Origin of the sequence: Mesomycoplasma hyopneumoniae J, assembly GCF_000008205.1 — a bacterium.
GTDB classification, from domain to species: Bacteria; Bacillota_I; Bacilli_A; order Mycoplasmatales; family Metamycoplasmataceae; genus Mesomycoplasma; species Mesomycoplasma hyopneumoniae.
The window spans coordinates 109,554-121,980 of sequence record NC_007295.1; the positions used below are offsets into that span (position 1 = coordinate 109,554).

At 27.9% G+C, this 12,427-nt stretch carries 10 protein-coding genes and 1 tRNA gene; 7 read left to right on the forward strand and 4 right to left on the reverse strand.

Going from position 1 to position 12,427, the window contains the following annotated elements; translation table 4 throughout:
* The first annotated feature begins 78 nt into the window (after nt 1-78).
* The 3 genes from MHJ_RS00490 to MHJ_RS00500 all read left to right on the forward strand — a co-directional run bounded on the left by MHJ_RS00490 (nt 79) and on the right by MHJ_RS00500 (nt 1,513).
* Nucleotides 79-267 (forward strand): hypothetical protein, encoded by a 189-nt coding sequence (locus tag MHJ_RS00490; RefSeq protein WP_044277959.1) that lies wholly within the window; start codon nt 79-81, stop codon nt 265-267.
* A gap of 7 nt (nt 268-274) precedes the next feature.
* On the forward strand, nt 275-523 hold the full coding sequence (locus MHJ_RS00495) for a hypothetical protein (protein ID WP_014579585.1): 249 nt from the start codon (nt 275-277) through the stop codon (nt 521-523).
* Between the two features lie 273 nt (nt 524-796).
* Nucleotides 797-1,513, forward strand: coding sequence for a hypothetical protein (locus MHJ_RS00500; RefSeq protein WP_041361727.1), 717 nt, complete (start codon nt 797-799; stop codon nt 1,511-1,513).
* 379 nt (nt 1,514-1,892) lie between these two features.
* Here the strand turns inward: MHJ_RS00500 and uvrA are convergent, their stop codons facing one another.
* The 3 genes from uvrA to MHJ_RS00515 all read right to left on the reverse strand — a co-directional run bounded on the left by uvrA (nt 1,893) and on the right by MHJ_RS00515 (nt 7,707).
* Nucleotides 1,893-4,736, reverse strand: a complete 2,844-nt coding sequence (gene uvrA, locus MHJ_RS00505; RefSeq protein ID WP_044284584.1) for an excinuclease ABC subunit UvrA — start codon at nt 4,734-4,736, stop codon at nt 1,893-1,895.
* Entirely contained in the window at nt 4,729-7,179 is a 2,451-nt protein-coding gene (locus tag MHJ_RS00510) for a ribonuclease J (protein ID WP_044284585.1), read from the reverse strand. Before MHJ_RS00510 ends, uvrA begins: the two co-directional genes overlap by 8 nt.
* Before the next feature lie 195 nt (nt 7,180-7,374).
* The gene (locus MHJ_RS00515) at nt 7,375-7,707 is read right to left on the reverse strand and encodes a hypothetical protein (protein WP_014579589.1); all 333 of its coding nucleotides are present in this window, start codon (nt 7,705-7,707) and stop codon (nt 7,375-7,377) included.
* Nucleotides 7,708-7,862: 155 nt separating this feature from the next.
* On the opposite strand from MHJ_RS00515, the gene MHJ_RS00520 reads away from it, so the two are divergent.
* Nucleotides 7,863-9,428 carry a DUF2130 domain-containing protein gene (locus MHJ_RS00520; protein ID WP_237697227.1) on the forward strand — a complete coding sequence of 522 codons (1,566 nt, stop codon included), beginning with the start codon at nt 7,863-7,865 and terminating at the stop codon, nt 9,426-9,428.
* 22 nt (nt 9,429-9,450) lie between these two features.
* Here MHJ_RS00520 and MHJ_RS00525 read toward each other — a convergent pair whose 3' ends face one another.
* Nucleotides 9,451-10,038 carry a dUTP diphosphatase gene (locus MHJ_RS00525; protein WP_011206121.1) on the reverse strand — a complete coding sequence of 196 codons (588 nt, stop codon included), beginning with the start codon at nt 10,036-10,038 and terminating at the stop codon, nt 9,451-9,453.
* A gap of 156 nt (nt 10,039-10,194) precedes the next feature.
* Between MHJ_RS00525 and MHJ_RS00530 the strand changes: the two genes are divergently transcribed.
* The 3 genes from MHJ_RS00530 (at nt 10,195) to MHJ_RS00540 (ending at nt 12,413) form a co-directional block, all read left to right on the forward strand.
* Nucleotides 10,195-10,268, forward strand: a tRNA-Trp gene (locus tag MHJ_RS00530).
* Nucleotides 10,269-10,409: 141 nt separating this feature from the next.
* Nucleotides 10,410-10,901, forward strand: coding sequence for a peroxiredoxin (locus MHJ_RS00535; protein WP_011206120.1), 492 nt, complete (start codon nt 10,410-10,412; stop codon nt 10,899-10,901).
* Nucleotides 10,902-11,444: 543 nt separating this feature from the next.
* The gene (locus MHJ_RS00540) at nt 11,445-12,413 is read left to right on the forward strand and encodes a prolipoprotein diacylglyceryl transferase (protein WP_044284586.1); all 969 of its coding nucleotides are present in this window, start codon (nt 11,445-11,447) and stop codon (nt 12,411-12,413) included.
* Nucleotides 12,414-12,427 lie beyond the last annotated feature (14 nt).

The window sequence follows — 12,427 nt, forward strand, 5'->3', positions numbered from 1 at the left end:
AAATTATAACATATTTTGTCTTTTTAATTTTAAGTTAGTATATTAATTTCAGACACATTAAAAAAAAGGTGTCTCAAAATGAAACAATACAAATTTAAATATATCAAAATTGCTGAAACTAAATGGTTAAAAATTGCAATTTTGCATTTTCCAGAAGAATTTAGAGAAATTTACAAAAACAAATCTAAAAGTAAAAATGCGCATAAAGAATGAATTTTGCATATATATGGTAATAATTTAATAAGAAATTGGAAAAAAGTTTTATAATAATGGTATGAAAAGTCTAATAAGTGCTCGTGGGAAAAACAAATCTCCATGCAGACCAAAAAAGAAATATACAATTAACGATCTTTCTGAAATTGATCGTGGAATTTATCAAGAAATAATGGAGAATGTTCTTAGAAGATACGGAATTGACCCCGCAATTGTTCTTGAGGAGCTTAAAAAACGAAAACAAGAACTAGAACAACAACAAAAGCAAGAACAAGAAAAAGATAAAGATAAAGAAAAAATCGAAAATTAAGTTAGTATATAAACTAATTGTCTGAATTTTTTCTACTAACTTAAAAATATGTTATAATTTTTCTTAATTATTTTTGTGTAGAGAGAAGGTAGTAACATTTTTTACCTTAATCCTTCAAGTTTTTATTTATCTCTTTTTGTAAATTTATTAGTTTTTCTTCTAATAATTCTTGCTGTTCCGATTTTACTAGTTTTATTAGTTGCTTTTGTCAAACCGCGGATTAAACAAACATCAAATATTTATCTTTATTCTTTAAGTAGTGGACTTTTGTTGATGGTTGCAACTGTTGGACTTATTCAAGAAGGTTTTCATGGGGCTGAAGCATTCAGTCATAAATTTGAAAATTTAGAAAATTTATATAAAATTTTAATAATTGGCGGGGGAGCACTTTTTGGACTAGTTAGTGTTTTTATTGCTCGTTGATTTTTTATTAGAATTTTTAAAACTGAACTACATTCAGATCATAAAAAGCATGACCATAGTGATCATATTGTAAATTTTTCTGATGTTGATAGTCCAAAAAGTGCTTGACTTGCGATACTTCTTTTACTTTCACACCGAACAATTGATGGCTTTATTTTAGGTTCAGTAATCGCAAGAGTAACTGCTGGGGACCCAATAAATTGATATTTAATTGGAACTTTTATAGCTCATATGTTAATTGAAGTTTTAATAATTCACTACCGTCAAGTTCAGTATGGCCAAAGTATTAAAAAATCAGTAATTTATAACTTAATAACAACCCTGATTTTAGTGCCGATTATTACAGTTGGCGCCTTTTTGAACCGTTTTTTTATTAAAACAGGCTGACTAATACCATTTTTTAATGTTTCTGGCGGGGCAATTTTAAGTTTTGTTGTCATAATTGAGTTAGTTCCAGAATTTATCCATTTAAGAAATAACCCTTCTTTTCAGTGACATTTTTCTCTTTTTTTGTTTGCTTTAGGAATTATTTTAGCCTTAATTATTTTAATTTTACATGAACATTAAGCGCGTAGATCCACAAAAATACTATAAATTTATAGTATTTTTGTCGAAGAGTAATTAGATAAATTCCTGAAATTGATGTAAAATTTAATATAAAAATTTCTAATTTTTGTTAATTTTTAAAAAAATTTCATAAAAGTTAGAAATAAGCCTAAATAATTATTTAAATTTAAATTATTCTTTGTTTTAAAGTATTTTTTGGTAACAAAAAATTTTTTGATTAATTTTAAAAAATATGTTATAATTATTTTCGAGCTACAAAATGTATATTAAGCTTTGGTTTAGTTCAAACCGCTCAGATGAACATCTTTGACTTTGCAGTTGTAGTTAAAGCAAAAAACTGCACCACCAAATTTATTTGGTGGTTTTTATTTAAAAACAATTATTTTATATTTAAAATTGTTTTTAAATAAGCGCCAGTATATGATTCACTAACTTTTGCTACAGCTTCTGGTGTTCCTTTTGCAACTATTTGGCCCCCGTTATCCCCGCCGTTTGGGCCTAAATCAATAATATAGTCAGCAACTTTAATTACCTCTAAATTATGCTCGATTACAATTATGCTATCACCGTTATCGACTATTCGATTTAGCACTTTAATTAAATTAGCAACATCATAATTATGGAGTCCAGTTGTTGGCTCGTCAAGTACAAAAAGTGATTTTCCTTTAGGTTTTTTTTGTAAAAAAGTGGCTAATTTAATTCGTTGAGCTTCTCCTCCTGATAAAGTTATTGCTGATTGGCCAAGTTTTATATAACCAAGACCAACATCAGCTAGGGTTTGTAATTTTGCGATTATTTTAGGCCAATTATGGAAAAATTCAAGTGCTTCTGAAACTGTTAAATCAAGAATATCCGCGATTGTTTTTCCATAAAAACGAATTTGTAGGACATCCGGCTTGTATCTTTTTCCTTGGCAGTGATCACATAAAACATAAATATCAGGCATAAAATACATTTCAATTTTAATTTGCCCGTCTCCTTGGCATTTATCACACCGCCCAGTTTGCAGATTAAAGGAAAATTTTGACTTTGAAAAACCAAGCGCTCTTGCCTGCTCAGTATTGGCAAAAACCTCACGGATATCATCAAAAACAGAGGTATAAGTTGCGGGATTTGATCTAGGGGTTCGTCCGATTGGACTTTGATTGATTGCAATCAACTTATCAATATTAAAAAGCCCTTTAATTTCCTCACATTTTCCAATGCGAATATTAGTTGTTCCAAGATTTTTGGCAATCGCATTTACGATAATTTGATTAACTAATGTCGACTTTCCAGATCCAGAAACACCAGTGACAACAACAAATTTGCCTAGAGGAATGTTGACATTAATTTTTTTTAAATTATTTTCAGCAGCTTTTTCAATAATTATAAATTTGCCATTGCCAGCCCGTCGTTTTTTTGGTACTGGAATTTCCAATTTTCCAGTTAAAAATTGGCCGGTAAGTGATTTTGGTTCATTTTCAATATCCTTAATTGATCCTGCAGCAACCAAAAAACCACCGTTTTCACCAGCTTTTGGCCCGATATCAACAATATAATCAGCAGCTAAAATTGTCTCAAAATCATGCTCGACTACAATTAAACTATTACCAATTTCAACCATTTTTTTCAGTGTCGCAATTAATTTGTCATTATCTTTTTGATGTAGGCCAATTGAAGGTTCATCAAGAACATAAAGAATTCCGGTTAGTTGAGATCCAACCTGGCTTGCAAGCCTAATTCGTTGGGATTCGCCTCCTGATAAGGTTGCCGTTGATCTATTTAAAGTTAAATATTCAAGACCAACATTTGCTAAAAATGACAGTCGTGATTTAATTTCATCGAGAATTAAAGTAGAAATTTTTCCGTCAAATTCAGTTAATTTTAAATTTCTAAAAAAAGTTATTAAATCTTTAATTGAAAGTTGGGATAATTGAAAGATATTATACTTTTCAATGAAAACGGCAAGCGCATACTTGTTAAGCCGGGCTCCTTTGCAACTACTACAAGGAAATTCTGACATCATTTTCTTAAATCAAAGTCGTAAATCTTCGCTTGATGTCTCCCAAAATTTTCTCTGAATTTTATTAAGAATTCCTTCAATTGGTCGAAAATAGTCATATCTTTTCCCGCTTTCAGAAATTAGTCAGTAATTTAGAGATTCTTTTGATCCATATTTGATTATTTCAAGCTCATTTTTCTTCATTTTTACTATTTCTAGATCAGCCGAGATTTCAAAATAATCAAGTAAAATTTTAAATTCTTGTCATTCAAGTGATTTTGTATTTATTGATTTTCCAAAATATTTAATCGCTCCCTGATTTATAGTTAAATTTTTATCCGGAACAATAAGGTCAAAATCAGCCTCCAAATTTGTACCCAAACCTTTACAAACCTGGCACATTCCATAAGGTGAATTAAAAGAAAAAAGCCGATTTTCAAGATTTGGCATCTCAAAATCACCAAAAGGACAGGCTTGTAATTTTGAAAATCTGATAGTTTCAGATTCATTAAATTCACAAAGGGCAATTCCTTTTCCAAGATCAAAGGCAAGTTCTAATGCTGACTGAAGTCGATTTTTGTCCTCTTTTTCAAGCAAAAATCGATCAATCACTACCCAAATTGTGTGCTTCTGTTTTGGGTCGAGTTTAATATCGTCAGCTAAATAATAAAAAGATTTATTAATTTTTATGCGCAAAAACCCTTGATTTTTAAGATTTTTAATTAAATTTTGGTGACTCCCTTTTTCACCTTCGATAATTGGCGCCATAATTATAAGTTTTGTTTTTTCAGGATATGCTAAAATTGTATCCAAAATTGTGACAATTTTTTGAGCTATAATTTCAACTTTGTGGTTTGGGCAGAATGCTTTCCCAATTTTTGCATATAAAAGCCGAAAATAGTCATAAATTTCCGTAATTGTACCAACTGTTGAACGCGGATTGTTATGACTTGTTTTCTGTTCGACTGAAATTGTGGGTAAAAGCCCATAAATTGCATCAACTTTTGGCTTTTTTGTCCCACCTAAAAATTGCCGAGCATACGAACTTAAAGAATCAATATAGCGGCGCTTTCCCTCCTCATAAATAGTGTTAAAAGCGAGCGAAGATTTACCAGAACCTGAAAGTCCCGTAAAAACTATTAGTTTATTTTTTGGAAGAACAAGATTAATATTTTTTAAATTGTTTTCGCGTGCGCCTTTAATGTAGATAAAATTGTGAGTGTCTTTATTTTTAAGCATTTTTCGGTATTTTATTACTTTTTTGTGAGGTCTTTTTATTATTTTCTTTATTAATTTTAGTATTTATAGCAGTAATAAAATTAGATTTTTTAAATTTTTTTGGGCTTTTTGGTATATTCAGTTCTTGTTTTTTCGTTTGAAAAAGGGTATTTTGCTTCTTATTTTTTAAAGGATAAAGTTTTTTTCTGGCTAATAAGGCTTGTGGATCTCTTGAATTTTTAACATTTTCTTTATTATTATAAGGTAAATTTTTTGAGTTTATAAGACTTTTTTTTATCTTTTTTTTAGCATCATTTTCATAGCTTTTTTTTAAATTTTCTTTTTTAAAGAATACTAAGTTTTCGGTTTCTTGAGGATTTTTATTTTTAAATTTATTTGGGTTTTTCTGATTAGAATTTGGTGATTTTTCTATTAGAATATCACTTTGATTATCATTTTTTGTTTTTCTTAAAGTGGAATTTATTTTTCTAGTCACTTTTTTAATTGATTCATTTATTTTATTTTCTTGATCTTTTTCTGCCTTAGAAGATTTGACATTCACATTTTTTTGCCTAATTTGTAAATTTTGTACTTTTTTATTTAAATCTGATTTTTTAGCTATTTTATTATAATTTTGTTCAGTTTTTGGATGGTTTTCCATTTTTTTGCCTTTTTTAGTTGGAATTTCTTTATTTTTTTCACTTTCTTTGGTAAGATTAGTTTTAATTTTCTTAACCACAAATTTTTCCGTGGTTTTTTCCTGGTAATTTTTTAGAAAATCTTCTTTTTGATCAACATAAAGAATTTGTGTTAAAATTACTGGTTTTCAACGTTTTGTTCTATGGAAATACGAATTTAGCCGATTTTTTATTAATTGTTTAATTTGCGGTGGTGATCATTTTGGCTGTTTTTCAATAAAAAACTTAATTGATGCAAAACAAAGTCGGCGAATTTCAGCAATAATTTGTGTTCCATTTTTAGTTGAAAAAGCTCCTTTTGTAATAACCGAAATTCGCCCATTTATTGAATTTTTTTGTCTATCAAATGGAACTAAGACAAAAACAAAACCATTTTCCCGCATTTCTTGTCGCTCATTAATAATCCGGGAGTTATCCCGAGAGATAGTCTCACCGTCAATATAAACCGGATCACAAGGAATTTTTTCATTTGTTTTATAAATTTCTTGATTGTACATTTTAAAAACTTGACCGTTTTCAGGGATAATTACATTTTTTGGATCAACTCCGGATTCAATTGCGGTCCGCGAGTGGGCAAGGCACATTCGATATTCACCATGATAAGGGAAAAAGTACTTTGGTTTTGTTAGTTGAAAAATTTTTTCATGTTCGGCTTTATAAGCATGACCGGAGGTATGAAGATAACCATCAGGTCCATTTTCCTTAATAATTGCGCTTAATTTATATAATCTATTGATCAAATGTTCAATTTTAATTTTATTTCCAGGAATTGGCGAAGAGGAAAAAATAATTAGATCCCGAGGTTCGATGCTGATTTTTGGATGTTTTCTGTTTGACATTCGATCCAAAGCTGCAAGTTGTTCGCCCTGGGATCCTGTTGTTAAAATTAACATCTGATTTTCCTCAACACCTTCTAAATTTTTACCAAGAAAAACATTATCATCAACATTTATATATCCTGAACGACGACCAATATTAATTCCGTTTACCATCGAGCGCCCGAAAACAAGGATTTTTTTTTCTAATTTTATCCCAATTTCAATTAGTGCTTTAATTCTTGTTAAATTTGAAGCAAAAGCGGTGATGATAATTTTTCTTGTAGCAGATCGCATATGCATTTCAATATCACCCAGAATATCCCGTTCAGAAGGTGAATGGTTTGGCCTCATTGCATTTGTTGAATCAGAAAAAAGCACTGTTAATTTTTGGTTCCCAATTTCTTTTAGTCTTTCAAAATCGGTATAATTTCCAATTGGGGTATAATCAAAACGAAAGTCGCCTGTGCACATAATCGAACCATGTCTAGAGGTTATTCTAATTCCAAAAGCATCCGGGATAGAATGCTGGGCGGTTCAGAAATCGACTGTAAAACTTTCAAAACGATGAGTATCGTTCTTGTTGATTTCGATAAATTCAATCTTTGGCCTAATTTTTTGGTCCTCAAATTTTGCTTTTAAATATTGAATAGCGATTTTTGGGGCAAAAATCTTTTTAATATCCACTTCTTGAACTAAAAAAATTATTCCGCCAATATGATCTTCATGACCATGAGTTACAAAAAGACCACGTATTTTAGCTTGTTTTTCTTGCAGATACTGATAATTTGGCACCATTCCTCTAATGCCGGTATGAAAAAGGTTGGCAAATTTGATTCCAGCATCAATAATTACAATATCATAATCATCCTCGATAACTAAAGTTGACTTACCGATTTCCTGCATACCACCAAGGCCGAAAAAACGTGTTGGATTCACCATTAAGGACATAATTTTCCTAACAATATTATCTTTTTTTAATTTTTTTATAATAATTTATAAATTTATAAATAAACATCAGCAATAATAACTATCATTTCAAAAAACGATAGTTTAAAGTTTTTTAACTTCATAATCATAAACTTAAGGTAAAACTTTAAGATTAGAACATATTTTAGCAGATTTTTTTAAAGAAAGTAGCAAAAATTAGTTTTTACAGACGCGAATTAGTCCTGGATTATGTAAATCTAGCTTAAATTGACCTTCATAAGACCGCAAATTATCAAGAATTTGCTCATAAAGATGGCCAAAACCAATACCAGAAATTAAATTAATACATCTTATTTTTGAATTTTTTAATTCAAAAATAAGATTTTCAACAACAGCCGCTGTTTTTTGGCGATCAAATCCATGAAAATCAAAAGTTTTTTCATTATAAGGATAAAAATCCTTAATATTAGAGTTGGATTTGATTGTTAATTTTTGGATTTCATCTCAATAGCCAAAGTGAAATTTTTTCTCTTTCTTTCCAAATTTCATTCTTACTTGGATTTCATATTTTATAATATTTTTTTTGTTTTAAATCAAAAATTCAATTAAATAATTATACCATAAAATTTAAAAAATTTATTAAATTCCATTTTTATTTTTATATTTTAAAAATAAAATAAAAAAAATTGGTAAAATTACAACAAATGGAATCAATTAAAAACAAAGAAATAAAGGTTAAATTAGTCGATAGCGGGACCTTAACCTACAAACTTTTAGAAGCAGGCAATCCTGGTGACTGATTTTCGCTAGTAAGTGAGATTCAAAATTATATTGAACAAAAAACTAAGGAAAAAATAAAGCAGAAATTAGAATCATTTAAATCACAAATCCGAAATGATATTTTTACAAACGATGATGAAATAAAGCAAATGAAGGAAACAATTCGCAAACTTAGTGATGAAAATAGTAGCTTAAAAAGTGAAAACCAAAAAGAAACAGCAAATTTAAATACTACTTTTACTCAAACAATTAGTAAAAAAGATATCGAAATAACCAATTTAAGAAATGAAATTGGCAAATTTCTTGATGAAAAAGATAAAATGCGAAGTGACATTCTTGCAAATGATGATGAGATAAAGGCGATGAGGAGTGAAATTTCTCAACTAAAAGAAGCAAATGCCAACCTACAAAATGTCAAGTTAGAAGAAATTTCAAATTTAAAACTAGAACATAAGGACGAAATTAATGAAAAAGACCGTAAAATTAGTTATTTAGAGAATAAATTTAACGACTTGGAAGAAGAAAAAAATAATTCAATTCAAAATGCTGTAAGTCAAAAAACACGAGAAATAAAGGAAAAAATTGAAAAAGAGCTAGAAATTAAATGGGAAGAAAAAATAAAACAGGAAAAATCAGATTTAAGAGAAAATTTTAAGGAGCAAATTAATAAACAAGAAGAAAAAATTCAAGATTTAGAAGAAGAATTAAATAAATATAAAGAAAAAAATATAAATTCAAAAGAAATTGGTGAAAATTTAGAAAACTGAATTTTAGAACGTTATAAAAGTGTTTTCCCACTTGACCAAGAAAATGATGAAACGATTAGTTTTAGTCTAAAAAAAGATACAGAAAATCTTCGTGATGAAGGTGAAAAAAAAGCAACTAAAGCAGATTTTATTTTTACCATTTTTGACAAGGAAAATGGGATTAACGAGACTGTAATTCTTGAGGCAAAATCTGAGTCAAAACAAAAACCAGGGAAGCAGAAAAATAAGGATTTTTTCAAAAAGCTTGAAAATGATAGGATAAAAAAGCGAGCCCGTTATGCAATTTTAGTAACAGAACTTGAACCAGATCAGTACATCACGATTGAAATTGCGCCTAAATTCCCAAAGATTTTTATTTGCCGCCCCCATTTTTATCTAGCACTTTTAATGATTCTAAAGTCAATGATAATCAAAGAAAAAAAATTAACTAAACACGTTGAAAATCTTGAAGAAAAAGAAAAAATAATTAAAGATTTTGAGGATTGAAAAAATAACAAAGTGGCAAAAACAGCCGAAAAAATAAGAAAAAAATCTGAAAAAGCAATGGAATCTAGTCAAAAAATAATCGATGAAGCTACAGAAATCCAAAATTCTTTAAATGAAATCTCAAATACTTTAATTAGAAAATTAGAAAATACAATCAATAATTTTAAAATTACAAAACTCGCTAGAAAAGTTGAAAAAATTAAAGAAAAAGAGATTCATTCTTCTAATTTTGTTTAATTTTTATCGTAAAAATACAATTTTAATATTGATTTTTTATTCTTTCAAGATTTTTTGCATATTTTTCAAGGTATGCTTGTGTTACTTGATCAATATTTCAGTTTAGTATTTCGATAAAACCTAGGAAAAATTCAAATAATTCTATTAAAATTTTTTGATTTTTTTCTAGTAAAAATTGAGAAGCTAAGATAAAAACCCGTTTAAATTGATTATTAATATCTTTATTTTGAACAAATTTTGTTTCAAAAATTTGTTTTGTTTTAAAATGAATACAAGCTGAAACTAAAAAGTGAATTGCATCAACAAATTCTTCAATAGTTTTTTCATAATTTGATTTTTTATTAACTTTTCAATATTTAAAACTTTCAATTTCGTTGGCAAATTCGGCAATTTCTACAATTGCAGCGATTATGACTTTGTCCTCTCATTTTGAATCAATTCCGGATTCTAAATCATTATGAGAACTATATTCAGCAAAAAGATTGTCTAGAATTTTTTGTTTTTCAAAAATGAGTTTTAAATCTAAAGTCATAAGGAAAAAGTTTTGAAATAATCTATAATAAATATAAATTATAGCATATTTTTTATTTTTTGCAAGTTTTTTTGTCAATTAAACTTGGAAAACTTGCAAAATCTTGAGTTTTTTATTTAGTTCAAGATTTTTAATATTTTTTTAAAATTTTAAAAAAATATAATTTATTAGAAAAACTAAAAATCTCGCTAATTTACAAAAATCCTTAATTTTATAGTATAATTAAGATAACTTGGGGGTTTAGTATAATGGCAGTACCATGGACTCCAAACCCATCAGTGAAGGTTCGAATCCTTTAACCCCCGCCAGTTTTTTATCTTTGAGGATTTTATTTCTCGATTTTTTTTTTGATTTAAAAAGTAAAATTATTTCCTAATTTTAATTTTTTTACTTTTTAAATCAAATAAATATTTAATTAAAAAGCAAAAAAATTTTAGGTAAGGTAAATAATGCAGACAAAATTTAAAAATAAATCATATAATTTAGTATCTTCATTAATTCAGCCAGGGCAAAAACTAGAATTTTCTGTAAGTGATACAAATTTTGATGTAGTTGAATTTAATTCCTTTGGCAAAACAACATTAATTTCGGTTTTCCCATCAATTAATACCAAAATTTGTGATTTTCAAACCGTTTCAATTCGTGACTTATCAGTAAAATATCCACAATTTCGGTTTATTTCAGTTTCCTTGGACCTTCCTTCTGCGATTGCCCAATGAAAAGATGCTAATTTAGCGGATAATTTAGAAATTTATTCAGATTATCGTCTCCGCAGTTTTGGTCTTGCAACTGGGTTTTTAATCGAGGATGTATTTTTATTAAATCGCGGGTATATTATTGTTGATTCTGGTGGTAGAGTTTTAGCCGTTGAGTCTAATTCAGATGTCCATGATCAAATTGATTTTGTTAAATTAGAAGAAAATCTAAAAAAATTTTCCTAATTTTTTTAAGTAAAAAAATAGGAAATTCTAAATTAAAAATTATTTACTTTTAAAAAAGCACTATAAATTACGTGCTTTTTTATTTTTTAGTAATTTATATTTTACTTATTTGAATGCAAGATTTAACTCTAAATTTTGAAGTTTGTTTCATAAAAAATTTCAAAATATATCGTTAAAATTTGATTAGTCCTTTTATTAATTAGATTCTCCAATCGATCAAAATTGTATTTATATTATTCTAAATTTAGATTATTTTCATCTACTTCATAATAAATCTGCTCACAAATATTTTCCCGACAAAGTGGCTCTAATTTACTATAAATTTCTTCGGTTAAATTTGTTTTTGTAATATTTGCCCAAACTCACTTACATCCATCATTACTTTTTTTACTATTTGTATCCTTATTTAATAATATTAAATTACCAATTTTACAATTATTTTATTAAAACCAAAAAAAATTGATAATTATTTATCTAAATGCTTAATTAAAAAATAAAAAATGGTATAATTATTCAATAAAAAAGTTAGTGCTAAAATAAAAAATGACAGATAATACAAAAATTCCACCGGATTTAATTTCAGAACGCCCTTTTAAACAAGGTGAGGCTTTTTGGTTAATTCAAGATTGGGTTCCAATTTATGCTCTTACTATGGTTTTAGGTATGGTCGCTTCAATTATTACAATTTATTTTTTCTGAAGACGGGAAGGTTATAAATTTGATTATTTAGCCATTTTAATTTTTATTACAGTTCCAGTTTCAATCATCGGGGCTCGTTTTGGATTTATTCTCGAGAGATTATTTTATGGGGATTTTAATTCCTTAAAAAATTGGTATAATATCAGAAGTGGTGGCCTTTCAATTCAATGGGGTGTTTTTTTTCCAACATTTGCAAATTTAATCTATATTTATCGTAAAAGAAGCATTCTTGACTGACGTAAGTGTTTTTCCATTATTTTACCAGCAGTTTTAGTTGGGCAATTTATCGGAAGATGAGGAAATTTTACTAATCATGAAGTTTATGGTCATCTTGATCCAGAAGGTAAAACTGTTAATTGATTAGGCAGTTTTATCTATAAAAATATGTTTATTAGTGATGAGATCGCTCCTGATGGACAACTCCGGGTACCCTTATTTTTCTACGAATCTCTAGCTTCGCTTTTTGGATATCTAGTTCTTGTTTGAATTTTTAACCTTTTTTCTTGATTAAAACCAGGTTCAACGGGCGCTTTATACATTATTTATTATGGGATTGTGCGATCTTCAATGGAATTTTTACGTCAAGAATCTTATTTATATTATTTTATAATCGCAATTTTGATGGTTTTTTTTGGTTTGATTCTCTTTATTCGTTTTCAATTTTTGACAAATTATTATTTAAAAATTGAAAACAAAAAGTTAAAACTTGCTTTTTTTGAGCGCTACACCAAAGAAAAACAAAAATATGTAAATATTCCTTGAGTTTATTGAAACCGAAATCCTTTGAATTTAGATAGACACCCAAGAATCTAAAAAGTTAGTAGAAA